Source organism: Gordonia sp. 135, assembly GCF_009720185.1.
In the GTDB taxonomy this organism is placed as follows: Bacteria; Actinomycetota; Actinomycetes; order Mycobacteriales; family Mycobacteriaceae; genus Gordonia; species Gordonia alkanivorans.
In genome coordinates, this window is record NZ_CP046257.1 from 2,407,777 (window position 1) to 2,432,729 (window position 24,953).

A 24,953-nucleotide genomic window follows, 5' to 3' on the forward strand; every position below is an offset into this window, starting at 1 on the left:
CCGCAGCATCTGACCAAACGAACTCGACTTCCGTCCCCGGACGCAAACCCATCGAAGCGAGTGGATCGTTCAGATCGGCTACCGCTAGGAGTCTGAGCGATTGAGCGTCGGCGTACACCCCGCCGGGAGTGTCCGGTGAGTCGAACACACCCCACCCTTTACTGAAATGCCATACCCGCACAACGCCCGTCGACGACATTGCTTAACCGTAGCCGTCACAGCTCCGCGGGGAGACGTCGCGAAAACGTTGATCGTGAGGTAGGACGGGCTAGGAACGAAGTCAGCGCGTAGCGGGTGGCAGCGGGTTGAACGCGTCGTGAGCCATGATTCGTGGTCGAGTTCGATGTCCCAGGCTTCCAAATCGGGGGCGAGGACCAACTCATCGATGCAGGCGGCGGTCCCACCGACGAAGAAGATAGAGCTACTCCCCCTCCGTCAGCGCCCTCCAGCCCACCTAAACTACTATCTAGCATAGTTTCAAGGTTGGCTGTTGGAGGCGTGGTGATCGCAAACATTGTGGCCCAAGGGACACTCCTGGGACTGTTCGGTGCGGTCGTAGCGTGTGGTGTCGCCGCTGCCCGCCAGCCGGATCGAGGTGGGGAGGCGTGGCGGGCGCTTGTTTCGTGTGCGGTGGCCGTGAGTGCGGCCGTCGGCGTGATGGTGGTTGCTCCCCCGGTGTGGCTCATACTCTGCGGCAGTTCAACCCTGAGCTGGAAGTCGTGGGCGTAGACACCATCGGCTCGACGATCTTCGGCCAGCCCGCACAGTCACGGATCATGCGGGGACTCGGCTCGAGCATCTACCCCCGCAACGTCGCCTACGACCAGTTCAGTGAGGTGCACTGGGTGGCGCCGGCCGAAGCAGTCTGGGCATGCCGCACCCTGGCCGCCACGCAGTACGCCACCGGCGGCTGGAGCGTGGGCGCGGTGGCCCTGGTCTCGGGCTGGCTGGCTCGCACTCGTTCGGCCGATACGCGCATCGCGGCGGTCTTCCCCGATGGCCCCGCCCGCTACTACGGAACCATCTACAACGACGAGTACTGCCAAGCTCACGACCTGATGGACGCCCCAGCGCCCACTGCCCCCCACACCATCAACGATCCGCTGACCCAGGTCGCGAGTAGCTGGACCCGGTGCCCCACCATCATCGACCCCACTCACATGCCGCACACCGAGCCCACGAGCTGACCTATGCGACGCCTCTACCGCAGTTTCCGCAGCTTCGATCGCCCCAGCCAAGTGCTGATGGTCAACCAGTTCACCATCAACCTCGGCTTCTACATGCTCATGCCCTATCTCGCCGCCTATCTCGCCGGCCCGCTGGCCCTGGCGGCATGGGCAGTGGGCCTGGTCCTGGGGATACGCAACTTCTCCCAGCAGGGCATGTTCCTGATCGGGGGAACACTCGCTGACCGCTGGGGGTACAAACCGCTCATCATCGCCGGATGCCTGATGCGGGTCATCGGATTCATCCTACTGGCCCTGGCCAGTTCGCTGCCCGCGATCCTGATCGCCTCGGCGGCAACGGGATTCGCCGGGGCGCTGTTCAACCCCGCCGTCCGCGCCTACCTGGCCGCCGACGCCGGTGAACGTCGCATCGAAGCATTCGCCGTGTTCAACGTCTTCTACCAGGCCGGCATCCTGCTCGGGCCGCTGGTCGGACTGGCGTTGACCGCTTTGGATTTTCGGCTCACCTCCCTGTGTGCGGCAGCAGTTTTCGCGGTCCTGACCCTCGTGCAGATCAAAGCGCTACCCGCAACAACACCAGCCCCAAGCAACACCTCGATCATTCAGGACTGGCGCAGCGTCGTACGTAACCGGCGATTCCTGCTCTTCGCTGTGGCGATGGCCAGCTCGTATGTGCTGTCCTTTCAGGTCTACCTCGCGCTGCCCCTGCACGCCGACCGCATAGCGGACAACCCCACCCTCGCCACCAGCATTGTCACCGCAATGTTTGTGGTGACCGGTCTGGTGGCCATCGCCGGACAGCTACGCATCACCGCATGGTTCGGCAACCGCTGGGGCAGTACCGGCAGCCTGAGCGTGGGAATGACACTGATGGCTGCAGCTTTCCTGCCCCTAGTCGCCAGCGCCGCAACGCATCAGCGCAACATCGCCCTCAACATCGCCGCACTGCTACTCACCGCAGCCCTGCTCGCCGCCGCCACCGCAGCAGTGTTCCCATTCGAAATGGACACTGTGGTGGGACTGGCCCGCGGCACGCTTGTCGCCACCCACTACGGGCTCTACAACACCATCGTCGGGATCGGGATTCTGCTCGGCAATGCCGCGACCGGGTGGCTGTTCAGCGCAGCCACCACCCGCGACATGCCCGAACTGGTGTGGATCGCTTTGGTCCTCACCGGCATAGCGGCGGCGTCCGCCCTGTTGATGTTGCACCGCCGCGGATGGCTCAGCGTCTCCGCCCCCACCGAAGCTCAACCCACCTCCACCCATTGATTACCCTAGGGGGGTAGGGTATAAAGGTGGTGTGGCGAGACGCCACAGCGACAGGCCTCCTGAGGGTCGTCGGCACCACTGCTGTACCGAAAGGGCACATCTCATGAGCACATCGACAGTGATCGTCTCCGGAATGACGTGTGGGCACTGCGCGTCGTCGGTGCGTGAAGAAGTCGGAGCACTGGCCGGCGTGACCGACGTCGAGGTCGACGTGGCCAGCGGGCAAGTCACCATCTCCAGCTCGGCCCCGATCGAGCCCGACGCGATCCGCGTCGCGGTCGAAGAGGCCGGCTACCACCTGGCGCAGTAGCCGATGAGGGGCTGAAGTGTCTGCCCACTGGCGACTTCAGCCCTTCTCCGGGCGGCGTGTGTGTCGCCACCACCGATGACAGGAATCCAGCGATGAATGTTCCAACCAAGCTCGGCGTCTTCGCTGCGGCTCTGCTGATAGTTTTCGCCGCGGCCTATGCCATCGCCGCGGGTGTCGCACCCGATCGGCCACGACCGTCGTCGGCCGAGTCCACCCATGTCGGCCACACTGCCCAACCGTCATCATCTGCGTCCCCCGGTGCCGATCAGGTTCGCGGGGTTTCGCTGGCAGCAGGCGGCTTCATCCTGGGAAATGTGGTGGCACCCCATGCGCCCGGGATGCAAGCACCGCTGAGCTTTGAGATCCTCGACGCCGCCGGGGCCGCGGTCACCGACTTCGCCACCGAGCACGACAAGCAGCTGCACCTGATCGTCGTCCGCGCGGATGGCGCCTACTTTCGACACGTGCACCCCACTCTCTCGCCCGAAGGGCGCTGGTCGCTGCCCTGGCAGTGGGCGACGGGAGGCAGCTACCGGATCTATGCCGACTTCGTGCCCGCCGCCACCGGTCAACCCCTCACCCTGACCAGCACCGTCGAAGTCAGCGGTGACTACCAGCCGGCCCCAGCCGCCGCCGAATCACGACAGTCATCCGTCGACGGGTTCGACATCGAGCTGGCCGGGCACCTGCGCGCGGGAGCCGAGTCCGAATTGACCGTCACCGTGCGGCGAGCAGGACAACCGGTCACTACCTTGCAGCCGTATCTGGGCGCTTTCGGTCACTTGGTGGCTCTGCGTCAGGGCGACCTGGCCTACCTGCATGTTCACCCTGAGGGCGCGGCACCGACCGCCGGTCAACTCGCGGGACCACAGGTCCGCTTCGCCACCACCGCCCCCACCCCGGGCCGCTATCTGCTCTACCTCGACTTCCAGGTCGACGGCGCTGTGCACACCGCCACCTTCGTTCTCGACGCCCCCACCGGCGCCCCGGCCCCGACAACCAACTCCACGGCCCCCTCGGCCGATCCGCACGCCGGACACTAACTCGCTAACCAGCGCCACCCCGGGGCCACTGCACCGAGGCACTGCGCCGAGGCGCTCACCCTTCGAGGAACTTCCCCATGACCACCTCAGCTCCGATCCACCCACCTGCGGCCACCGCCGAGCAGACAGGCACCGTCGATGTCGAACTCGCCGTGTCGGGCATGACGTGTGCCTCGTGCGCGGCACGCATCGAACGCACACTGAACAAACTCGACGGAGTGAGCGCCTCGGTGAACTACGCCACCGAAAAAGCTCACGTCAGCGCACGCGCCGGTGTCGACCCCCACCTGCTGATCGAGACCATCGAACAGGCCGGGTACCGCGCTGCGCTGCCCGCCATTCCCACAGGCGCCGACCCCGACGACGACCCTTCGGACGACGACGGGGAGCTCGTGGCCTTGCGTCACCGACTGATCGGTGCGGTGGTTCTCTCGGTACCGGTGATCGCGCTGGCAATGGTCCCGACGTTGCAGTTCACCTACTGGCAGTGGGCGTCGTTGACGTTGGCCGCGCCGGTGATCGTGTGGGCGGCCTGGCCGTTTCATCGCGCCGCGTTGCTCAACCTGCGCCACGGCGCGGCCACGATGGACACTCTGATCTCGGTCGGCACCACCGCGGCGCTGTTGTGGTCGTTGTATGCGTTGTTCTTCGGCACCGCCGGACAACCAGGCATGACCCACGGATTCACCTTGACGGTCGGCGCCTCTGACGGTGCAGGCAACATCTACCTCGAGGTCGCCGCGGGGGTCACGATGTTCGTCCTGGCCGGCCGATACTTCGAGAAGCGGTCCAAACGGCAAGCCGGTGCGGCGTTGCGGGCCTTGTTGGAGCTGGGCGCCAAAGACGTCACGGTGGTCAGGGACGGCCACCAGCATCGGATACCGATCGGCGAGCTCGCCGTCGACGACGAGTTCATTGTGCGGCCCGGCGAGAAGATCGCCAGCGACGGTGTGGTGGTGTCTGGCACCTCGGCAGTTGACGCCAGCATGGTCACCGGCGAGTCGATGCCAGTCCAGGTTGCCCCCGCCGACACCGTGACCGGCGGGACAGTCAGCGCCGGCGGACACCTACGGGTGCGGGCGACCCGCGTGGGGGCAGACACCCAACTCGCGCAAATGGCCGCGATGGTCGAACGCGCCCAGACCGGCAAGGCCCACGCCCAGCGACTGGCCGACCGGATCTCAAGCGTCTTCGTGCCGGTGGTCATCACCGTCGCCATCGCAGTCCTCGGCGCGTGGATCGGCGCCGGCTATCCCCTGCAAGCGGCGTTCACCGCCGCGGTCGCTGTGCTGATCATCGCCTGCCCCTGCGCGCTGGGACTGGCCACCCCGACCGCACTGCTGGTCGGTACCGGCCGCGGAGCCCAACTCGGCATCGTGATCAAAGGCCCCGAAGTCCTCGAATCCACCCGAACCATCGACACCGTTGTCCTAGACAAAACCGGCACGGTCACCACGGGCCAGATGACACTCGTCCAGGTCACCACCTCCCCCACCACCACTCGCGCCGACGTGCTCGCCCTCGCTGGAGCGGTGGAAAACGCCTCCGAGCACCCCGTCGCGGCCGCCATTGCTGCTGGTGCAGCCGCCGAAGTCGGACAGCTCGACGAGGTCGAAGACTTCCGCAGCTTCGAAGGTCGAGGCGTGCGCGGCACGGTCCAGGGACGAGTTGTCACCGTCGGGCGTCCGACGCTGCTGGCCGAACACGACATCGCCGTGGATGACCCCCACCTCAACGAGGCACAGGCCGCCGCTGAGGAAGCCGGACAGACCGCCGTACTCGTCGGCTGGAACGGCCGCGCTCATGCGGTCCTGGCGGTCGCCGATGCGATCAAACCCACCAGCGCACACGCCATCGCCCGGCTCACCGCACTGGGTATGACGCCCATCCTGCTGACCGGCGACAACCAGACCGTCGCCGACACCGTCGCCGCTGAGGTCGGGATCGACACCGTCATCGCCAACGTCTTGCCGGCCAACAAGGCCGCCGTCATCACCGATCTGCAATCCGAAGGCAAGGTTGTGGCCATGATCGGCGACGGCGTCAACGACGCCGCTGCCCTGGCCCACGCCGATCTCGGGCTGGCGATGGGCACCGGCACCGACGCCGCCATGCATGCCGCCGACATCACCCTGGTCCGCGGCGACCTCAACGCTGCCGCCGACGCGATCGCCTTGGCACGCAGCACTCTGAAAACGATCAAAATGAACCTGTTCTGGGCATTCGCCTACAACATCGCCGCGATACCGCTGGCCGCGCTGGGACTGCTCAACCCCATGCTGGCTGGCGCCGCCATGGCGTTGTCCAGCGTGTTCGTCGTCAGCAACAGCCTGCGGTTACGCGCCTTCACCAGCCCGCCCCACTCATCGACCACAACTCCATCCACCACCCCCTCGACGTATACCCCCCAGAGGTATAAGGTGACGGTATGAACGAGCACTCCTCCTCCGAGCACTCTTCCCCTGAGCACGCCGGTCACGACGCCGCCGACGAACGCCACCACGGCCAACTCGCCGCAGCGTCACACAACCACCACGATCACCATGCTGAGCGCGCCCGCGCAGACCATGATCACGCCGAACATGATCACGCTGGGCATGGCGGGCATGCGGGCCATGGTGATCACGTCGGGCAGTTCCGCCGGCTGTTCTGGATCATGGGTGCCCTGGCTGTGCCGGTCGTAGCCTTTTCACCCATGTTCGCGATGCTCATCGGCTACGACCTACCCGATAGTCAAGTGCTGCAGTGGGTCTCACCGGTGCTGGGTACGGTGATGTACTGCTGGGGTGGGCGGCCGTTCCTGGTAGGCGCCTCTGCAGAACTGCGGTCGCGCGCACCGGGAATGATGCTGTTGATCGCCTTGGCGATCACGGTGGCCTTCGTGGCGTCCTGGGGTGCGAGCATCGGTGTGTTGCACCATGAACTGGACTTCTGGTGGGAACTGGCCCTGCTCATCGTGATCATGCTGTTGGGGCATTGGATCGAGATGCGGTCGTTGGCCCAGACAACTTCGGCCCTGGACTCGCTGGCCGCGCTGCTGCCCGATGAGGCCGAACGCGTCGAGGGCGACCACATCACCACCGTTGCTCCCAGTGAGCTGCAGGTCGGAGATGTGGTGATCGTGCGCCCCGGGGCCAGCGTCCCGGCCGACGGTCGCGTCGTGGACGGCTCGGCCGAGCTCGATGAATCCATGGTCACCGGAGAATCGCGCACGGTGCGCCGCGGCATCGGCGATCAGGTGGTGGCCGGCACGGTGGCCACCGACTCGGGGCTGCGGGTCCAGATCACCGCCACCGGCGACGACACGGCGCTGGCCGGGATTCAGCGCCTGGTGGCAGACGCGCAGAACTCCACCTCCCGCGCCCAGCGGTTGGCCGATTCCGCCGCAGCGCTGCTGTTCTGGTTCGCGCTCGGCTCAGCGATCATCACCGCCATCGTGTGGACGGTCATCGGTCAACCCGACCAGGCGGTGATTCGTACCATCACCGTGCTGGTCATCGCGTGCCCTCACGCACTCGGTTTGGCTATCCCTCTGGTGGTGGCCATTGCCACAGAACGCGCCGCCCGCGGCGGCGTGCTGGTCAAAGACCGGTTGGCACTTGAGGCCATGCGCACTGTGGATGCGGTGCTGTTCGACAAGACCGGAACCCTGACCAAGGGTGAGCCCACCGTCATCGAGATCGCGGGCGCCGACGGTGTCGATGAGGACACCGTGCTCACCCTGGCAGCTAGCGCCGAAGCCGACAGCGAGCACCCGCTGGCGCGAGCAATTGTCGCAGCGGCCGGCGACCGCGCCCAGCCGGTTCCCGCGGCCACCGACTTCACCTCGTCACCGGCGGTTGGTGTGACCGCTCGCGTCGAGGGTGCCACGGTGCGGGTGGGCGGGCCCCGCATGCTCGAGGAACAGGGCCATCAGGAACTGGCCATCGCTGATCGCTGGCGCGCCGACGGCGCAATCATCTTGCATGTCACCCGCGACACTGAGCTGATCGGAGCTGTCAAACTCGCTGACGAGGTGCGTGGGGAATCCCGCCAAGCCGTCGAGGCGCTGCACGCCCGCGGGGTCGAGGTCGTGATGATCACCGGCGACGCTGAAGCGGTCGCGCACACCGTCGCTCACGACCTCGGTATCGACCGGGTGTTCGCCGGTGTACGCCCGGAAGACAAAGCCAGCAAGGTGGCTGAGTTGCAGCACGAAGGACGCAAGGTGGCGATGGTGGGCGACGGCGTCAACGACGCCCCGGCCTTGGCCCAAGCCGATGTGGGCATCGCGATCGGGGCCGGTACCGACGTCGCGATCGCCTCGGCCGGGGTCATCCTCGCCAGCGACGACCCCCGCTCGGTGCTGTCGGTCATCGAGCTGTCGGACGCCAGCTACCGAAAAATGAAGCAGAACCTGTGGTGGGCAGCGGGATACAACCTGATCTCGGTACCGCTGGCCGCTGGAATTCTTGCGCCCATCGGGTTCGTCCTGCCGATGTCGGTCGGAGCGATCCTGATGTCAGCCTCGACGGTCGTGGTCGCACTCAACGCGCAACTGCTGCGCCGACTCGACCTGCACCCAGGCGCGAGTACAGTGCGTGCACTGCAGCACAACCGACCGCGATCCACTGAGAAGGTGAGTCCATGACCACTGCCTCCGCCCCGGGAAACTCCTCCGCACCGGAACACTCCTCCCACGGTTACATCAGCGACAAGGGCAAATACCTGGCCCGGCTCAAGCGCATCGAAGGCCAATCCCGAGGTATCCACCGGATGGTCGATGAGGAGCAGTACTGCATCGACATCCTGACCCAGATCTCGGCGCTGACCAAGGCACTGGAGGGGGTGGCGCTGGGCTTGCTCGACGACCACCTCACCCACTGCGTGCTCGATGCCGCCCACTCCGGCGGCGACGAGGCACAGGAGAAGATCGCTGAAGCCTCGGCGGCCATCGCTCGCCTCGTTCGTTCCTGACCCACCACACCGCGCTGGCTCGTCACAGGCGTCGTTCGCCGACCCACTGGGGCACCACCGGCCCCGGCGCGGGGGCGTCGGCATCAGCGGCCATCGCCAGAACCACCCCACGATCGGCCAGCCACTGTGCCGGATCAACGTTGACTCCCGTCGGATCGAGAACCTCGAAATGCAGATGCGGGCCGGTCGACACCCCACGGTTGCCCACCGTGGCGATCGATTGCCCCATCCGTACTCGCGCGCCCTGCTCGAGCAGATTCTCGTCGTTGTGGCCGTAGGTGGTGATCGTGCCGTCATCGTGGCGGATCCGCATCCACAACCCGAACCCCTCAGCGGGTCCGGAGGTGATGACTTCCCCGTCAGCCACAGCGACAATCGGCGCACCCAGATCATTACCGATATCAATGCCCTGATGGCCCCGTCCGTCACCGAAGGTGGACGTGATCTCACCCGCAGTCGGCGCCACCGCGCCGCCACTACCGGGCAGCAGCGGCGTCGGCGTTCCGGGTTCCTGCGGTTGGGGGCCATGCGGCTCGTTCGGATCGTGCGGCACGATCGCGGCGATCAGGGTGGCCACCAGCCGGGCCAGCGGTAACGCGTCGATGATCCGGAACCCGTCTATCGGATCGATGCGCGAAAACGTTCCGAAGCACTGCAGCGCGGCCACACTGCCCGCATCGCCGACACTGCCCGACTGGGCCTGAGCGCCCAGGCAGGACGCCGCCTGCGTGATCGGCTCCCCCAAACTCGCCGCTGCAGCACCACCCAATGCGGCCTTCACCGAGTCCTGCACGATCGCGATCAACTCCCCGGCCACATGTCCATCGGTCGAGGCCGCCGCCGGTGCGGTGGCGATCACAGGCGCAACGCCCACACACACCGCCACCGCCACCCCCAGCGCCTTGGGGCCCCACCGCTGCCCCGCCTTGACCCGTAGCGATGTCAACACCATCTGCATGCGGTCGCACCTTCCCCACGGACGTCGTAGACCCTCGCACTAGTGCCATGCGTGTACCCGCGAGATCACACCACAAGTCACTTGTGCCCCACCAGTCACACAACATCCCGCCACGAAGCGAACTAATCGGGCATTAGCGGCGTTGTTTGCGCAGTTCACAGCCCGTTTTCCCGGCACCGGACAGGCGAGTAACTACTATCGGCGTTAGTAGAATCGTTATCGAAGCGCCGCCGGGCGGTGGCGAAGTAGCACCCTTGAGGAGGAGATCGATGAGAGCCACACGAACCGGTGTCGTCGTTGCTGCCGCAGCGGCTGTTCTGACAGTGGTGGCCGCGTGTTCGGACACCTCGACTGAGGATCATTCCTCGATGTCGGGGATGGGTACCAGCGCGGCCAGTACCGAATCCTCAGCGGCGGCCACTGCCGAACACAACAGCGCGGACATCTCGTTCGCCCAGCAGATGATCCCGCACCACACCCAGGCGATCATGATGAGCGACATCCTGTTGGAGAAGGACAACATCAACCCCCAGGTCGTCAGTCTGGCCCAGCAGATCAAAGACGCTCAGCAGCCCGAGATCGAGCAGATGCAGTCGTGGCTGAAGCAATGGGGAGCCCCACTCGAGGGCCAGGGGCACAACATGGACATGGGTACCTCGATGGCACCGGGTACCTCCCCGATGCCGTCGATGATGGGCATGATGTCGCCAGAACAGATGCAGCAGCTACGCGACGCGCAAGGCGCCGAGGCGTCGCGCCTGTTCCTGACCCAGATGATCGAACACCACCGCGGCGCCATCGCCATGGCCAAGACCGAGATTCAAGACGGCCAATCGCCCGAGGCGATCGCGCTGGCACGCCAGATCGTCACTGACCAGGAAAGTGAAATCGCCAGGATGCAGCAGCTTCTCAACAACCCCTAGCGGCCCGACCCGCCCGGGTTTGCCTCGGCTACACACACATCGCGATCACCATCGCCGCGACGACACCGGATGCCGCCAGCGTGGTCGGTACCGCCACCACACCAGCCACCGCCGCGGCGGCACCCACATGATGACGCCGCGACCGGCACCGGTGACCGGAGTCCAAGCGGCTCAGCCGCGGCCCCACGGACGACGAATCGCTGATCGACAACACACCCACCGGGCCCGCCACGGGCCCCGAACGGGCCAACGTTCCCAACGCCGAGCAGACCGCCCGCGCACCCACCAGCTGGGCGGCGCGGGCATCGGCGGCTTGCTCGACCAAGCCGGCGACCTCACGGCCCGCGCGGCTGAACAACGGAATCAGCGGAAACGCACGCCCGAGAGCGCGGGCCGCCAGCACCACGGTGTGATGACGTTGCCGCCGGTGCGCGCGCTCATGGGCGACGACGGCATCGAGTTCCTCACCGGACAACGCCGCCTGTAACCCAGTCGTGGCGGCGATCCCGGCATCCTTACCCGGCAGACAAAACGCCATCGGCCGCCCGTCGGCGAGCCACCACACGTCGGGATAGCGCTCACTGCGGGCGCCCACCAACCGCAACGACTGCAGATACTCCTCACGAGCACCACGCATCCGCACCGCCGATCGCACCGCGATCGTCACCGCTCGGACAATCGCTGCCCCGGTCACCACCGCCAGCACGCCACCGGAGATCGCCTCCACCCGCGGGGATGCGCCGTGTGACAACACCCGCAGACACGACACCACCTCGGACAACGAATGGATGCCGAAATGGCCGGGAACCGCCAGCGTCACAACAGCTCCCACCCACAACATCGCAAACACGACCTGCGCGGCCGGCCAGGCCACCAACACCCAACGAGCATCGATACGGCCCTGCACCCGAACCATCCATCGAGGCCACAACCAGCCCAGCACACCCGCGGCAACAACTAACACCACCGCTGCACTCATGGATGCTCACCCATCGTTCGCCTCGATCCTCGACGCCCCGCCGTCAGCTCGCTGAGACCCACACTCAACACACCTTCCCGGCGACCCACCACCTGCACCACCAGCCAGTATGCCCCAGAAGTTCGTCGGTGACGCCGCAACTCAGGCACCGACCGCGCCGCCAATTACTAGGTTTTATAGTAGTTAGTTGACGCGGGTTGACCCGGCCTGCGCGTACCAGTCCGAGGAATGCGCCGTGACCGAGAACCCGAAGGAGACGCACTCGCCCCCCGACGACCACCGTCGTCAGTATCTGCATGCCATGCGAGACGTCTACCGAGCACCCACGCCATACTCGACCCACCAGTTTTTCCACCGCGCCCACCACCTCAGCGTCACCTCGAACCGACGCCGCCACCTCGCCGCACACATCGGTCTCGTCCGCCACCTCGCTGCGATCGGCGACCTCTCCGGGGCACGTCACCACCTCGGCAACGTCCTCATCTCCCTCGTCCTCCAAAAGCATTGCGGCCAAAAGCCTTCACAGCCTTCCACCCCCATCCAGAAGTCGTGACCACGACACCCCCAGAGGGTTAGGGCGGCTCCTACCCGGTCTCGCCACCACCCCGATCACCACACCACCCACGCCCGAACTCAGTCCTACCCACACGAAAGTCCTAGCCGCTTGCCTGCCTCAAACCCGTCCAACCGCACCGCTGCGGTCGTCCTCGCAGTCATCGCCACGCTGATTGTGCTAACCGGCTGCTCCACCCGGGAACAACCCACATCCCCACCACCGTCGGCAACCTCAGCAGAGAGCGCAACACTGACCCCAGAACTCGACCACCTCCACGCCCTGCACATCCGCGCCGACGGCACTATCCTCGCCGGAACTCACACCGGCGTAATCGCCCTCACCGCAGATGGAACCACCAGCCGGGTCGGCGTCTCCGACGACGACTTCATGGGACTGGCCGGGGTAACCGGCTCTGATCGGATCTTCGCCTCCGGCCATCCCGGCCCGCGGAGCTCGGCACCCAACCCGCTGGGACTCGTCGCCAGCGAAGATGGCGGGCAGACATGGACACCGAGATCGGTGGCCGGCGACATCGACTTCCACGCGCTCGCCACCAACGGACAACTACTCGTAGGCTTCGACGGAATCAACGGCCTGCTCGTATCGACCGATGACGGGAGAAGCTGGACCCCCGGCGCGCCCCTGGCCGCAGCAGCACTCGCGATCACCGACCGCGGCGTATGGGCGACTACCCCAGATGGCCTGCAACACAGCACCGACGACGCCCAGACCTTCGCAACCGTTCCCGATGCGCCGGCCCTAGCTCTCCTGGCGGCCGCACCCGATGGCACGCTCTGGGGCATCGACACCGCCGACACCGTCTGGCGCAGCCCAGACGGCACACACTGGGAACAACGCAGCACCATCAATAGTGTCAACGCGCTGGTCGCCAGAAACGCCGAAAATGCATACGCCGCAAACGAACAATTGCTCTACACGCTCAGCTAACGGACTCGTGTGGAGCAACGAAGGAAGGAGGCGACTCAGATCCGGACGCGCTTTTGATCACGTCCACTCCACCCACTCCACGAGCAGGATCTGACAGACGGTGGCACCCGGCCGACCTGGGTGGTCACTCTCGACCACCTGACGGCACCCAGAAACGCCACGTCTTCGAAGACGTCACTGTCGTTATCGATGAGACGAGCAGCCCCGACTACCCCACGAACTTGCTGCGCGTGTCACAGCTGCGTGAGCACACCGAACCCGCGACCTCAAAGATCGCCTTGGGCGGGGACGGTTATCGAAGGCCGCCGGCTTCGGGCTGTGGATGCGAGTGCTGCAAGACGACGGCACGATCGGCGTGTATGGGCACATCAGCGAGACACTGGTGAGCGTCTGGCAGCGAGTCCTGGCCGGCGCGCAGATCGCAACGGTAGGAAACCGCGGCTACTCCACCGGCCCACACCTGCACTACAAGGTGTGGCAGCAAGATGGACCCAAACTCGATCCTGCACCGTGGTTGAGAACCCGGGGAGTCTACGTCGTCGGACGACCCGCCTTATCGGCGCGCGGGAGGTATGAGGACGAGTGGTCCCGCAGGTGTCGCGAGAGTTGTCGCACCACGGCCTCGACGTCGGCGAGCGGTGGCGAACACGCATCGGCGGGGACTACCTGTGGGGTGTCGCCACACGGCAATAATGAGGTCGACGTGACCGCTCGGCGGTCGCCCACCACGAAGACGTTTCGAACCTTCTCTCGCGCTGTGCAGCGGGTAGAGGAGCGCACAGCATTCAACTACTATCGTGGATAGTAAACCTAGTCCAGGCGCCGAGTGAGAGGGTTCGCCACAATCGATGGGCCGCGTAAGAAGGACTCGAGCTATCGAAGAGCCACGTGATCTCTTGGCGGCTTACGGTGCGCAGCCGCAGTGCTCGAGCGCTCGTGGATGCCGCGGGTCGGTCCGGGCAGGTATTCCGCGACTGCTGATGCTCGCAGCCCTGACGGCTGTGGTGATGTTATTGACCTCGTGCAGCTCAACCGGAGGCGCCGCCTACAGCAACGAGATTCAGGCCGTTGACAGCTTCGCCGACATCGCACAGCCTTCCATTGCTGTGGCCACCGAAGGTGGCGGTCGACTCGCGCCCAACGCGGTTGTCGAACCTGGGCTTCCTATTGTTGTCACGGCCAGCCGCGGCGCGTTGACAAACGTCCGTATCCCCACAGCCAGCGGCCGTCCCTTGGCGGGCTCACTGAGCGAGGACGGCTCAACGTGGACAAGCACCCAACCCCTGGGATATTCGAAGCGGTATTCCGTTCAAGCCGAGGCCGTGGGCGTGGGCGGTCGATCGGTCGTCTCGCAGCGCTTCACCACGACCTCACCGGAGTCACTGACCAGCGCTGCCATCCTCGGCGAGAAAACCGTCGGGATCGCCCACACAGTCGGGGTGCGGTTCGCCGATCCCATCCCCGACCGAAAGAAGGCACAGGCGGCGATCACCGTGTCGTCTGACCCCCAGATGCGGGGTGCGTTCTATTGGATCAGCGACTCCGAAGTCCGGTGGAGGCCCGAACGCTTCTGGACGCCGGGCACCAAAGTCAGTGTCGCCGTCAACATTTACGGAGTCGACCTCGGCGACGGGCTCTACGGCGACGAGAACTTGTCCTACGACTTCACGATTGGCCGAGCTCAGGAAATCGTTGCCGACGACAACACCAAAACGATAGTCGTCAAACGAGACGGCAAGGTCATCCGCACGATGCCGACCTCGTTCGGCAAAGACAGCACTCCGACGCCCCGCGGTATCTACATGATCGGAGATCGCGTCGAGCACATCATCATGGACTCGTCCACCTACGGAGTGCCTGTCGAGTCCGCAGCGGGATACCGCACACCCGTTCAATGGGCGGTGCAAATGTCCTACAGCGGCATTTACATGCACGGCGCACCGTGGTCGATGTCGGCGCAAGGCAGCAGCAACGTCAGCAACGGTTGCCCAAACCTGAGTCCCACTGACGCGGAATGGCTCGTGAAGAACACCCTGCGCGGTGACCCCGTCACGGTCAAGAACACCAACGCCGACACACTGCCGGGAGTTGATGGACTCGGCGATTGGAACATCCCGTGGCCACAATGGAAGAACGGCAACGCAGACACCTAGGCGCCCCCGCCTGGCTGGAGTTCGTCGACGCTCAGCACGTTCTTCCGACCATGCACGGCCGGGGCGAGTTCACGACGGGCTCACCCGCTCACTGTCTCAGGCGCTTCTCGCGGTGTACAGAACTTCGCTCGAATGCAGCACACCACCACTCGCGACGAGTGCTACTACCGGTCACCCACTGAGCCAGGGGTTAATTCACGAGGGCCGTTGGTCAGTCATGTCGAGACCCTGTGCGGGCGAACCGGTGCCGTGAGGATCAACATCAATAACGAGCAGCGGCGGCATAGCGTCCGTCGGTACTACCTGTGCGAGGCGAGGCTGATCTGGCCGCGTGGGACGACAACCACGCCGCGCGCCGTTCGGGTCTTCTTGGCCGATCCCGGCGTTCGTTTGGCCGGCGGACCGTGCACGGAGTGTCGTCAGAGACGTCAACCCGCACTTCGCCACCTTCGGTGCCAGCTCCCTTGCGGTTACCAACATTCTCGCCGACCCGCACGTCGACACCATCGACGACGACCCTACGGTCGATCCACCGCGCTACCTCTCGCGGCGAGCCCGCACAGGATCGGTGACTCGCTCCACCTCCGGGAACACCTGTTTCTGAGTGAGCAACCCGGTCACGGGTCAGGGCTTGCGGTGCACCACCATCACCGGGCACGGCGCCACTTGCACCACGGCGCGACTCGTCGACCCCAACAGCAATCCCCGAATACCCCCGTGTCCGCGGGTCCCGACGACGACGAGCTGCGCGGTCTGAGCCGCATCGAAGATTTCTTCGGCAGGTGAGGCGATGCCGACGTGACGCTCGATCTGCACATCGGGGTAGTCCTCGGGATACCCGGCCAGTTGTTCACCCAACAGTTCTTCGGCTTCGTCCTCGAACTGTCGAAGGGTCCTCTGGTCTGCGCCGTAGAACGCTGCGCCCGAAGACCCTCCATATGCGTGCACCCCGAGCAAAGATGTGTTCAACAGGTCAGCTTGACGGAACGCATGGGCGATCGCCGCAGTCGAGGTAGGCGACCCGTCGACACCGACGACCACGGGGCCGGTCGTGGGCGCCGGCCCGCCCACAACCACAACAGGGCACTCCGCATGCGCGGCGGCGTCGGTGCTGACCGATCCGAGGAGCAGTCCGCGCACTCCGCCGAGACCACGCCTGCCCAGCACGAGCATGTGCGCCCACGCGGACGCGTGACGAAGCGTCAGCATGGCCGACCCGCTCACAGTCTTGCCTGCAACGTCCACGTCAGGGTCGACATCTGCGACGACCTGAGTCGCGGCCTCGATGGCCCGCGCCGCGCCCGCGTGCATCGCCTCGACCACTGCCGGGGACGTCAACGTCGCGGTCGGCGCGTACGCGCCCGGCACGATCCCCACCGCAGAGATCAGCCGCAGGGGTCGTCGCTCCCGAACTGCAGCACCGGCCGCCCACCTCACCGCCATCAAAGCGGAGTCCGAACCGTCTACCCCGACGACAATCGGTGCGGTCGCATCGGTCACTGAATCAGTCATGGTTTGTCTCCTACCCTGCACAGCCTGCGGCAGCAGTTCCCCTCGACTCCACTCATCCTCGCCCCGCCACCGCCGACAAGCCGGAGTCGAAGGTCATCGGCATGACGTCGAAAGGTCCTGACCCGATTCGACCAAAAAGAGAATCGTCACACGCGACAAATGCAGGCCCGTTGAATCGACGGCTGCAACTTAGGCAATTCTCCGTCCGTGTTAGTCTCATCAGCACCATCAGTAACTTGAGCACCACGATCTGGAGTGCCCGAATGCCCTTGCCGTACGGCCGTGACCTACGCCGGCGCCTCGGCATTCGAACCGTGCTGACCGCGGCGGCCACCGCCCTCGCCCTCGTCTGCGGACTCGCCCACGCCGGCGGGGCCCGGGCAGCGGACGGATACCCGTACGTCAATCTCGGTGACAGCTACAGCGCAGGCGCATCGGTATTCCCCCAGGCGACGAATGCGGCAATGTTCTGTTCGAACTCGCTGGTCAACTACTCCCATCTCGTCGCGGAGAGACGCGGGCTCTCGGTCGCCGACGTCAGTTGCTCAGGCGCGTCGACCGAAGACCTGACCCAGGCGCAACACTTGTGGCAGGGACCGCAGATCACCGCGGTGGGGTCGGCCACCCGCTTGATCACCTTGACGATCGGCGCGAACAACAACGGGCTCTTCAGCTTCTCGACCTCGGCTTGCCAGCAGGCCTGGCTGGCGGCGCCGCTGTCGGCCACCCCGTGCCGCGACAAGTTCGGCACCTCGTTTGTCGACAGGATCAACTCCGCGACCTACCCCGACCTCGTGAACGCGTTGCGCATCATCAAACGCGCCGCGCCGCGAGCCCGCGTCCTTCTCGTGGGGTATCCGCAGATCTTCCCGGCGGTGGGCTCGGCGCTCTGCTCGGCGTCTCTGCTCACGACGCCCGGAGACACCGAATACCTACACCGGGCCTTCGCCGCCCTCAATGACGCCATGCGCCGCGCCGCCGCAGCCACGCGCGCAACCTATGTGGACATGACCAAGGTCTCCGCAGGCCACGACGCCTGCGCGGGCGATCGGCGATGGGTCGAGCCGACGTTGGGTGCGGTCAGCTTCCCGGCGATGCACGCCAATGCACTCGGTCAGCGGGCGATGGCCGACCAGGTCGTGGCCGCACTGCGCTGAGGGGCCGCCTCGAGTACCTGCTCGCCCGGTGCGGCGATCGGGCTGGTCCGTGTCCGACGTCTCGCGGCTCGCACCCTGGGACGGGCCCTGCCCGTTCGGGCAGTGCGCAACCCTGGCCAACTCGGTTGCAACGTTGCTCGCCTTAATGTCAGGCGTCACGTTCACGGACCAGTGTGGCCTGGATAACTGGGTCTAGGTCCTTCTCCCGAGGAGGCCGGTTTGGCTATCGACGAATCGAAGAGTTCGCACCACACCGGTGGCGTGGACAGTCACGCAGAATCGGCGGACTATCTGGCGAAGCGTCAACTCAAGGGCGGCACCGCCGGGTGGCTGCTGCTCGCCGGTCTGGGTGTGAGTTACGTGGTCTCCGGCGACTATTCGGGATGGAACTTCGGCCTCGGACACGGCGGCTTCGGCGGCCTGGCGATCGCCGCGGTCATCATCGCCGCGATGTACTTGTGCCTGGTGCTGGGGATGGCTGAGCTGTCCTCGGCTCTTCCAGCGGCTGGAGGTGGTTACACGTTCGCCCGCCGGGCACTCGGTCCATGGGGCGGATTCGCCACGGGCACGGCGATTCTGATCGAGTATTCGATCGCGCCGGCAGCGATCGCGACGTTCATCGGCGCCTACGTCGAGTCGTTGAACCTGTTCGGTATCACCGACGGCTGGTGGGTCTATCTGGTCGTGTACATGATCTTCATCGGAATCCATCTGTCCGGCGCAGGCGAGGCGTTGAAGGTGATGTTCGCGATCACTGCCATCGCGTTGGTCGGTCTGGTCATCTTTGCGATCACTGCCATCGGCCACTTCGAGATCGGCAACCTCACCGACATCGCACCCACGGACGCAGCCGGGTCGTCGTCGTTCCTGCCGTTCGGTTACATCGGGATCTGGGCGGCCATTCCGTTCGCGATCTGGTTCTTCCTGGCGATCGAAGGTGTACCGCTGGCGGCCGAAGAGACCGCCGACCCCGAACGAAACGTTCCGCGGGGCATCATCGCTGCGATCAGCGTCCTTCTCATCACCTGTGTCACCGTGCTGTTCCTGACGACCGGCGCAGGTGGTGCAGGTCCGATGTCGGAGTCGGGAAATCCGCTGGTCGAGGCACTGGGTGATTCGTCGATGGCCAAGGTGGTCAACTACATCGGGCTTGCCGGTCTGGTCGCGAGCTTCTTCTCGATCATCTATGCCTACTCGCGCCAGCTGTTCGCACTCTCACGAGCTGGTTACCTGCCGACGGTGTTGTCGGTGACCAACCGACGCAAGGCCCCCACGCTAGCGCTGATCGTGCCCGGGATCATCGGCTTCCTGCTGTCGCTCACCGGCAAAGGCGACCTCCTGTTGAACATGGCTGTCTTCGGTGCCGCCTCGAGCTATGTGTTGATCATGGTCAGCCACATCGTTCTACGGCGCCGCGAACCAGATATGAAGCGCCCGTACCGCACCCCCGGCGGCGTCGCGACCACGGGCTTCGCACTCGTCGTCGCAGTCATCGCGGTCATCGCGACTTTCCTCGTCGACGTGGTGGCAGCCTTGTGCTGCCTCGGAGTGTTCGCCCTGTTCATGCTCTACTTCGCCCTGTACAGCCGACACCGGCTCGTCGCGAACTCGCCCGACGAGGAATTCGCAGCGCTCGCCGAAGCGGAGGACGACCTACGATGATCTACACCCAGTCGATCTCGGGCACGACCTACACCTTCGACGGACTCGTCGAACTGATGGCCAAGGCCACCCCCCGCCGCTCCGGCGATGAACTCGCCGGGTGTGCTGCCGAGTCCGATGCCGAACGCGCCGCTGCGGCATGGCAACTCGCAGATCTACCCTTGACGACCTTCCTCGAAGAACAGGTCGTTCCGTATGAGACCGATGAGGTCACCCGACTGATCATCGACACCCACGACCGGGTGGCGTTCCAGTCGATCGCGCACCTGACCGTCGGCGGACTGCGTGACTGGTTCCTCGAAACCGCGGTTCGCGACGACGGTGCCGCTCGAGTTGCCGCTGTGGCAGCAGGTTTGACCCCCGAAATGGTTGCCGCCGTATCGAAGATCATGCGCAACCAGGACCTGATCCTGGTTGCCTCAGCCGCGACCGTCACCGCAGCTTTCCGCACCACAGTCGGCCTGCCGGGCCGCATCACCACCCGACTGCAACCCAACCATCCCACCGACGATCCTCGCGGCATCGCGGCGGCGACTCTGGACGGATTGTTGATGGGATGCGGAGACGCGGTGATCGGCATCAACCCGGCGACCGACTCGCCACACGCGACCTCGGAGCTGCTGTACCTGCTCGACGACATCCGACAACGCTTTCAGATCCCGACGCAATCCTGCGTTCTGTCACACGTCACCACCACTGTGGACCTGATCGATAAAGGGGTACCGGTCGACCTGGTCTTCCAATCGATCGCTGGGACCGAGGGCGCCAACCGCAGTTTCGGAATCGACATCGCGATGTTGCGAGAAGCCAACGAAGCAGGCCGCTCTCTGCACCGCGGCACCGTCGGTGACAACGTCATGTACCTCGAGACCGGGCAGGGATCCGCGCTGTCGGCGAATGCGCATCTCGGCACCGGCGGCAAACCCGTCGATCAGCAAACACTGGAAACCCGTGCGTATGCCGTGGCGCGTGACCTCGAACCTCTCCTGATCAACACCGTCGTCGGCTTCATCGGACCCGAGTACCTCTACGACGGGAAACAGATCATTCGCGCCGGTCTCGAAGACCACTTCTGCGGGAAGATCCTCGGTCTCCCGATGGGTGTCGACGTCTGCTACACCAACCATGCCGAAGCAGACCAAGACGACATGGACACTCTGCTGACCCTGCTCGGTGTCGCCGGCGCCGCGTTTGTCATCGCCGTCCCTGGCGCCGACGACGTCATGCTCGGCTATCAAAGCCTGTCCTTCCACGACGCGCTCTACGTGCGTCAGGCACTCGGCCTCCGTCCCGCTCCGGAATTCGAGGCCTGGCTGGCCGGACTCGGTATGGCCGACACCGACGGACGCATCCTGCCCGTCGACGTGCTCGACTCTCCCCTGCGTGCACTGAGTGCGGCCCGATGAACGCCCGCCAACCGGCCGAGGACCATTGGGCTGGACTGCGACTGACCACCCGAGCACGGATCGGATTGGGCCGGGCCGGGAATTCACTCCCCTCGCGTCGAGTACTCGAGTTCAAGGCTGCCCACTCCGCAGCCCGCGACGCCGTGCACGAACCGCTCGACGTGGCCGACCTCAACGATCAGATCAGTGATCTCGACATCGAGCCAGCACTCCATGTGCACAGCGAGGCCGGCTCCCGAAGTGAGTACCTGCGGCGACCAGATCTCGGGCGACGGCCCGCGGATCTGTCTCACCTGCCCGACACCGGAGCCGACCTCGCCATCGTGCTCGCCGACGGACTCTCACCGCGTGCGCTCGCCGACCACGGACGAGGATTGCTCGAAGCGCTCCTCGACACCCTCGCCCCGCGCTACTCCCTCGCTCCCCCGGTGATCGCAACCCAAGCGCGCGTCGCCCTCGGCGACCACATCGGCGAAGCCCTCCGCGCCCAGACGATGATCATGATCATCGGCGAACGCCCCGGCCTATCGGTCGCCGACAGTCTCGGTATCTACCTCACCCATCTCCCGCGAGCCGGACGCAGTGACGCAGACCGCAACTGCATCTCCAACATCCACCCGCCCGACGGCCTCGACTACACAACCGCCGCCGCGATCACCGCGGCCCTGGTCGACGGCGCCCGCAAACTCGGGAGATCCGGAGTCGCGCTCAAGGACACCTCACGCGACCAACTCAGCGGGAGTGATGCACGAATCCTGGACGGCTAGATGAAGTGACCTGAGAGGTTGCTGGGCGTGCCTGCTCGAATGGCGATCGCGGTCTACGCGGCGTCGGGTGACGGCGACCTCGAGGCCTTCCTCGGCCTGTTCGATCGGCTCGACGCCTACTTTGCTGAGGTCATCGGCGCGGCGACGTCCTCAGAGGAACACCCGTCGCGGCATCCGTCGGACTGAGGGTGCAACCCCGCTGCAGATCGAAAAGCCATGTGCCGTAGTCTTTTCTCACGTGAATTCCGCTGCTGACGATGCTTTCATGACCGACCTCACTTCGCGCGTGTGCGTGTGGTGCTCGTCCACCGAGGACATCGCCGAGTTCCGTGGTGAGCCGCGGTGCGGGCGCTGCCGCACTGCAGAACAGACCATTGCTGCGGCCCGCGAGTTCGTCGGTTTGTACGGTCTGCGGCCCCTGGGTGGATCGCTCGCATCGGAGGATGAGGAAGAGCACGAGCACCGGGTGGCCGCTCGCGAGGCCCGTGCGCTGCTGAGCCAGACCCGCTTGCACACCCCTCCGCGTGCCAAGTCTCGAACCGGGCAGCGCGTCACGACCCGCACCACGACCACCGCTCCGAAGGCGAGCACCAAGGCGCCTGCGACCAGGACGCAGAATGACAAGTCCGGAGTCACCCGCCCCGACCGCGCCGAGCTCATGAGCCGCGCCGAGAACCTGCTGGCGCAGCTCGCGGAGATCGAGGAACGCTTGGCGATCGCGCAGAAGGACTCCGGCTTGAGCGGCAAGGCCAAGGTGTCGGACCTGACCGCGAAGCGGGATTCCGTCCTGCGTACGCTCGCCGCTCTGGAGAAGGCGAACCGGGCGCTGGAGCCGGCCTGACCCCAACCGCTGGGGGTTTCGTCGGCCGGAAACAATGAGTCGCAACCTGTTCGGTCTCCTCGTACCTGAGCCCGCCCACCGACCGTCATCAACGCACACCGGCCGTGCATCGGTCGGTTCCCCTGCGTAGTCGTCGACGACGCGTAGCATTCGGGTCGCACCTGCAGCAGCGCGGGACCGCGCAGGGGCGGTGCGTGGCGCCTGCCCCGCGTTCCGAGAGGAATGGCGATGACTGCGAACCAGCGGGACCACGAGGACGACCGACGCGCGGCCGGTCGCGCGGACGGCCCCCTCGAACAGCAACTCGAGGAGAGCTTCGACGAAGTCGTGACCGAGGGCACCGAACGCCTGTACCGGGCGGTGCGCACAGTTCTCATCACCGGCTTCTTCGGTGGGCTGGAGGTCGGACTCGGCGTCATGGCGATGCTGGCCGTCGTCCACGAAACCGGCAGCCACCTCCTGGGAGGCCTCGCCTTCAGCATCGGACTCATCGCGATATACCTCGCGCACAGCGAGCTGTTCACCGAGGACTTCCTGATGCCCATCGCCGCGGTGGTGGCGCGTAAGGGGTCTGTTCTTCAGCTGATCAAGCTCTGGGTCGGCACACTGCTCGCCAACCTCCTCGGAGGTTGGGTCATCATGTGGCTGATCACGCGATCGTTTCCGGAATGGAACGAGACCCTGTCGGAGTCGGCACACCACTTCGTCGACGCCCCGCTGTCGTTGCAGAGCATTTGTCTGGCGGTGCTCGGTGGAGCCGTCATGACTCTCCTGACCCGGATGCAGCAGGGCACGTCGTCCGACCCGGCCAAGATCGCGGCGACTGTCGGAACAGCGTTTCTGCTGGCGGGTCTACAGCTGTTCCACTCCGTCCTCGACTCGCTGCTCATCTTCGGAGCGATCCAGGTCGGCGGCGGGGTCACCGTCGTCGGGTGGTTGTCATGGTTCTGGTACACCGTCGTGTTCAACATCATCGGCGGCATCGTGCTGGTGACGGCCTTGCGCCTGCTCCGGACCAAGCAACTGGTCGAGCAGGAACGCCAAGCGCCCGGGCCCGACTCCGACCGCAACGACGTGCCCTCAGGCAGGAAGTGAGTACTACCCCGTCGACGGCGTGTTCGCGAGTTCGACGGCCCTACGCAGCGTCTCCCGGTCGACGACATCGGCGGCATTCATCGGTCCGGTCAGGACGCCCGACTCGGTAGCGATGTCGATCATGAATTCCACACTCTCGTCGGAGAGCCCGCCGTCTTCTGTCCAGAACGGGTACTTCTGGATGAGGTCGTAGAGCTCTCTGAGTGACTGTTCGGACGGCGGTTCTTCGACGTACTCGCCGACCGCAGCCCGGAAGACGGCGAAGTCGCTCTTCAGTTCCTTCATCGCCCGCAGCGTGGTGGCGCAGTACTGCGCGGCCAGTTCACGGTTCTGTACGAGCCAGTCGGCCTCGGCGGCTTGGGCCACCTTGATGAAACCGGGGGCGTTCTCGTAAAGGGTGGCGATCAGGACCGGCCGGTTCACCGTTGAGTGGGCGGCGTCGTACTGCGTGTCGTGGATGACGGTGGCGTCGAGCTGTCCTGTAGCCCACGCTTCGGTTCGGGCGCTTGAGCTTTCGATGATCTTCGGATTCGGGATCTCGTGGACGTCCCGGGGCTCGCCGATGCCGCTCAACAGCGCGTTGAGGACGATGGCGCCGGCGCCGCCCGGGCTGTCGATGCCCACGCGGGTCGACGTCTCGAACAGCTGGCCGGCCGTGTTCACACCGTTCGCGCCGGCCAGAACGAAGTCGTCCATGCTGACGTACGGGCAGAACACCTTGAGGTCCTCTCCCCGTTTCCGCGCATCCAGAATCGCGGAGAACGACGTCGCCAGAACCTCGGCATCGGCGTCGGACAAGGTCTTCACCGCGTCGGTGTGCGTGTCGGTGATCGTGACGTTCTGTTCGACGCTGAGGTTCAGCCCGAGGTCACCGCCGTAGTGGTCGACGCCGTAGACCAATGGGATCTGCGACGCCTGTGGAGGCGAACCCAGCACAATCTGCAGCGACTCCCCTGTGCTCGCGTCGGATTCTTGGTTGCACGCAGAGCTGACAATTGCCAGACCGCTGACGGCTATGGCGGCGATCAGGCGCGTCGTACGACACCGACGACCTCTCGTTGACATCCGGTACCTCTTCCGCGGTATTCGATCGTTCCGGAGCGGCGTTTGCTGCGGACTCGCCCGTGCGGAGATACCCGAATCCCTCGGCATTGGGTTCAGGTGAACATACGTCAGCTCAACACCGGTGGTGGGCAATCCGTGGAGAAGTGTCGAAACGTCGTGCGAC

At 65.4% G+C, this 24,953-nt stretch carries 21 protein-coding genes and 2 pseudogenes; 19 read left to right on the plus strand and 4 right to left on the minus strand.

What is annotated here, in order from left to right:
* Window positions 1-659 precede the first annotated feature (659 nt).
* From GKZ92_RS10845 to GKZ92_RS10875, 7 genes and pseudogenes are all read left to right on the plus strand, one after another.
* A pseudogene (locus tag GKZ92_RS10845) lies at window positions 660-1,187 on the plus strand (pyridoxal-5'-phosphate-dependent protein subunit beta); the annotation flags it as partial.
* Window positions 1,188-1,190: 3 nt separating this feature from the next.
* Window positions 1,191-2,459: an MFS transporter gene (locus GKZ92_RS10850; protein ID WP_006357626.1), complete on the plus strand. Its 1,269-nt coding sequence runs from the start codon at window positions 1,191-1,193 to the stop codon at window positions 2,457-2,459.
* 103 nt (window positions 2,460-2,562) lie between these two features.
* Window positions 2,563-2,769: a heavy-metal-associated domain-containing protein gene (locus GKZ92_RS10855; RefSeq protein ID WP_006438347.1), complete on the plus strand. Its 207-nt coding sequence runs from the start codon at window positions 2,563-2,565 to the stop codon at window positions 2,767-2,769.
* A 92-nt stretch (window positions 2,770-2,861) separates the two neighbouring features.
* A complete protein-coding gene (locus GKZ92_RS10860) occupies window positions 2,862-3,812 on the plus strand; it encodes a hypothetical protein (protein WP_006357624.1) in 951 nt (316 codons plus the stop codon).
* A 77-nt stretch (window positions 3,813-3,889) separates the two neighbouring features.
* On the plus strand, window positions 3,890-6,244 hold the full coding sequence (locus GKZ92_RS10865) for a heavy metal translocating P-type ATPase (RefSeq protein WP_155225242.1): 2,355 nt from the start codon (window positions 3,890-3,892) through the stop codon (window positions 6,242-6,244).
* A gap of 263 nt (window positions 6,245-6,507) precedes the next feature.
* Complete coding sequence (locus GKZ92_RS10870; RefSeq protein WP_006357622.1) at window positions 6,508-8,442, plus strand: heavy metal translocating P-type ATPase; 1,935 nt, start codon at window positions 6,508-6,510, stop codon at window positions 8,440-8,442.
* Window positions 8,439-8,768, plus strand: coding sequence for a metal-sensitive transcriptional regulator (locus GKZ92_RS10875; protein ID WP_006357621.1), 330 nt, complete (start codon window positions 8,439-8,441; stop codon window positions 8,766-8,768). Before GKZ92_RS10870 ends, GKZ92_RS10875 begins: the two co-directional genes overlap by 4 nt.
* Window positions 8,769-8,790: 22 nt before the next feature.
* On the opposite strand, the gene GKZ92_RS10880 is transcribed toward GKZ92_RS10875, so the two are convergent.
* Window positions 8,791-9,726, minus strand: a complete 936-nt coding sequence (locus tag GKZ92_RS10880) for a M23 family metallopeptidase (protein WP_006357620.1) — start codon at window positions 9,724-9,726, stop codon at window positions 8,791-8,793.
* Window positions 9,727-9,995: 269 nt separating this feature from the next.
* On the opposite strand from GKZ92_RS10880, the gene GKZ92_RS10885 reads away from it, so the two are divergent.
* Window positions 9,996-10,649 (plus strand): DUF305 domain-containing protein, encoded by a 654-nt coding sequence (locus tag GKZ92_RS10885; protein ID WP_035718242.1) that lies wholly within the window; start codon window positions 9,996-9,998, stop codon window positions 10,647-10,649.
* Between the two features lie 28 nt (window positions 10,650-10,677).
* On the opposite strand, the gene GKZ92_RS10890 is transcribed toward GKZ92_RS10885, so the two are convergent.
* Window positions 10,678-11,628 (minus strand): M56 family metallopeptidase, encoded by a 951-nt coding sequence (locus tag GKZ92_RS10890; protein ID WP_006357618.1) that lies wholly within the window; start codon window positions 11,626-11,628, stop codon window positions 10,678-10,680.
* A gap of 235 nt (window positions 11,629-11,863) precedes the next feature.
* Between GKZ92_RS10890 and GKZ92_RS10895 the strand changes: the two genes are divergently transcribed.
* From GKZ92_RS10895 to GKZ92_RS10910, 4 genes and pseudogenes are all read left to right on the plus strand, one after another.
* The gene (locus tag GKZ92_RS10895; RefSeq protein WP_010844644.1) at window positions 11,864-12,181 is read left to right on the plus strand and encodes a hypothetical protein; all 318 of its coding nucleotides are present in this window, start codon (window positions 11,864-11,866) and stop codon (window positions 12,179-12,181) included.
* Window positions 12,182-12,292: 111 nt separating this feature from the next.
* A complete protein-coding gene (locus tag GKZ92_RS10900; RefSeq protein WP_006357616.1) occupies window positions 12,293-13,132 on the plus strand; it encodes a F510_1955 family glycosylhydrolase in 840 nt (279 codons plus the stop codon).
* A gap of 301 nt (window positions 13,133-13,433) precedes the next feature.
* Window positions 13,434-13,676: pseudogene (locus GKZ92_RS23715) on the plus strand (M23 family metallopeptidase); the annotation flags it as partial.
* A gap of 436 nt (window positions 13,677-14,112) precedes the next feature.
* Window positions 14,113-15,285 carry a L,D-transpeptidase gene (locus GKZ92_RS10910; protein WP_006357614.1) on the plus strand — a complete coding sequence of 391 codons (1,173 nt, stop codon included), beginning with the start codon at window positions 14,113-14,115 and terminating at the stop codon, window positions 15,283-15,285.
* A 624-nt stretch (window positions 15,286-15,909) separates the two neighbouring features.
* On the opposite strand, the gene GKZ92_RS10915 is transcribed toward GKZ92_RS10910, so the two are convergent.
* On the minus strand, window positions 15,910-16,797 hold the full coding sequence (locus GKZ92_RS10915) for a universal stress protein (protein ID WP_006357612.1): 888 nt from the start codon (window positions 16,795-16,797) through the stop codon (window positions 15,910-15,912).
* Window positions 16,798-17,060: 263 nt separating this feature from the next.
* On the opposite strand from GKZ92_RS10915, the gene GKZ92_RS10920 reads away from it, so the two are divergent.
* The 7 genes from GKZ92_RS10920 to GKZ92_RS10950 all read left to right on the plus strand — a co-directional run bounded on the left by GKZ92_RS10920 (window position 17,061) and on the right by GKZ92_RS10950 (window position 23,725).
* The gene (locus tag GKZ92_RS10920) at window positions 17,061-17,954 is read left to right on the plus strand and encodes an SGNH/GDSL hydrolase family protein (RefSeq protein ID WP_035752385.1); all 894 of its coding nucleotides are present in this window, start codon (window positions 17,061-17,063) and stop codon (window positions 17,952-17,954) included.
* Between the two features lie 219 nt (window positions 17,955-18,173).
* Window positions 18,174-19,616 carry an ethanolamine permease gene (eat, locus tag GKZ92_RS10925; protein ID WP_006357610.1) on the plus strand — a complete coding sequence of 481 codons (1,443 nt, stop codon included), beginning with the start codon at window positions 18,174-18,176 and terminating at the stop codon, window positions 19,614-19,616.
* Window positions 19,613-21,022 (plus strand): ethanolamine ammonia-lyase subunit EutB, encoded by a 1,410-nt coding sequence (locus GKZ92_RS10930; protein ID WP_155225243.1) that lies wholly within the window; start codon window positions 19,613-19,615, stop codon window positions 21,020-21,022. Before eat ends, GKZ92_RS10930 begins: the two co-directional genes overlap by 4 nt.
* On the plus strand, window positions 21,019-21,789 hold the full coding sequence (eutC, locus tag GKZ92_RS10935; protein ID WP_155225244.1) for an ethanolamine ammonia-lyase subunit EutC: 771 nt from the start codon (window positions 21,019-21,021) through the stop codon (window positions 21,787-21,789). Before GKZ92_RS10930 ends, eutC begins: the two co-directional genes overlap by 4 nt.
* Before the next feature lie 27 nt (window positions 21,790-21,816).
* Window positions 21,817-21,975 (plus strand): hypothetical protein, encoded by a 159-nt coding sequence (locus tag GKZ92_RS10940; protein WP_155225245.1) that lies wholly within the window; start codon window positions 21,817-21,819, stop codon window positions 21,973-21,975.
* A 79-nt stretch (window positions 21,976-22,054) separates the two neighbouring features.
* Window positions 22,055-22,630 carry a hypothetical protein gene (locus tag GKZ92_RS10945; RefSeq protein WP_155225246.1) on the plus strand — a complete coding sequence of 192 codons (576 nt, stop codon included), beginning with the start codon at window positions 22,055-22,057 and terminating at the stop codon, window positions 22,628-22,630.
* Window positions 22,631-22,858: 228 nt separating this feature from the next.
* Window positions 22,859-23,725, plus strand: a complete 867-nt coding sequence (locus GKZ92_RS10950; RefSeq protein WP_155225247.1) for a formate/nitrite transporter family protein — start codon at window positions 22,859-22,861, stop codon at window positions 23,723-23,725.
* A gap of 3 nt (window positions 23,726-23,728) precedes the next feature.
* On the opposite strand, the gene GKZ92_RS23720 is transcribed toward GKZ92_RS10950, so the two are convergent.
* Complete coding sequence (locus GKZ92_RS23720) at window positions 23,729-24,661, minus strand: hypothetical protein (RefSeq protein WP_230461935.1); 933 nt, start codon at window positions 24,659-24,661, stop codon at window positions 23,729-23,731.
* Window positions 24,662-24,953: the final 292 nt, after the last annotated feature.

What these genes read in the sequence shown, in the direction of transcription:
- GKZ92_RS10920 (WP_035752385.1), top strand. Translation starts at nt 17,061, where the DNA reads ATGCCCTTGCCGTACGGCCGTGACCTACGCCGGCGCCTCGGCATTCGA.
- GKZ92_RS10880 (WP_006357620.1), bottom strand. Translation starts at nt 9,726, where the DNA reads ATGCAGATGGTGTTGACATCGCTACGGGTCAAGGCGGGGCAGCGGTGG.
- GKZ92_RS10865 (WP_155225242.1), top strand. Translation starts at nt 3,890, where the DNA reads ATGACCACCTCAGCTCCGATCCACCCACCTGCGGCCACCGCCGAGCAG.
- GKZ92_RS10885 (WP_035718242.1), top strand. Translation starts at nt 9,996, where the DNA reads ATGAGAGCCACACGAACCGGTGTCGTCGTTGCTGCCGCAGCGGCTGTT.
- GKZ92_RS10910 (WP_006357614.1), top strand. Translation starts at nt 14,113, where the DNA reads ATGCTCGCAGCCCTGACGGCTGTGGTGATGTTATTGACCTCGTGCAGC.
- GKZ92_RS10930 (WP_155225243.1), top strand. Translation starts at nt 19,613, where the DNA reads ATGATCTACACCCAGTCGATCTCGGGCACGACCTACACCTTCGACGGA.
- eutC (WP_155225244.1), top strand. Translation starts at nt 21,019, where the DNA reads ATGAACGCCCGCCAACCGGCCGAGGACCATTGGGCTGGACTGCGACTG.
- GKZ92_RS10890 (WP_006357618.1), bottom strand. Translation starts at nt 11,628, where the DNA reads ATGAGTGCAGCGGTGGTGTTAGTTGTTGCCGCGGGTGTGCTGGGCTGG.
- GKZ92_RS10850 (WP_006357626.1), top strand. Translation starts at nt 1,191, where the DNA reads ATGCGACGCCTCTACCGCAGTTTCCGCAGCTTCGATCGCCCCAGCCAA.
- GKZ92_RS10875 (WP_006357621.1), top strand. Translation starts at nt 8,439, where the DNA reads ATGACCACTGCCTCCGCCCCGGGAAACTCCTCCGCACCGGAACACTCC.
- GKZ92_RS10855 (WP_006438347.1), top strand. Translation starts at nt 2,563, where the DNA reads ATGAGCACATCGACAGTGATCGTCTCCGGAATGACGTGTGGGCACTGC.
- GKZ92_RS10950 (WP_155225247.1), top strand. Translation starts at nt 22,859, where the DNA reads ATGACTGCGAACCAGCGGGACCACGAGGACGACCGACGCGCGGCCGGT.
- GKZ92_RS10870 (WP_006357622.1), top strand. Translation starts at nt 6,508, where the DNA reads ATGTTCGCGATGCTCATCGGCTACGACCTACCCGATAGTCAAGTGCTG.
- GKZ92_RS10860 (WP_006357624.1), top strand. Translation starts at nt 2,862, where the DNA reads ATGAATGTTCCAACCAAGCTCGGCGTCTTCGCTGCGGCTCTGCTGATA.
- GKZ92_RS10945 (WP_155225246.1), top strand. Translation starts at nt 22,055, where the DNA reads ATGACCGACCTCACTTCGCGCGTGTGCGTGTGGTGCTCGTCCACCGAG.
- GKZ92_RS10915 (WP_006357612.1), bottom strand. Translation starts at nt 16,797, where the DNA reads ATGACTGATTCAGTGACCGATGCGACCGCACCGATTGTCGTCGGGGTA.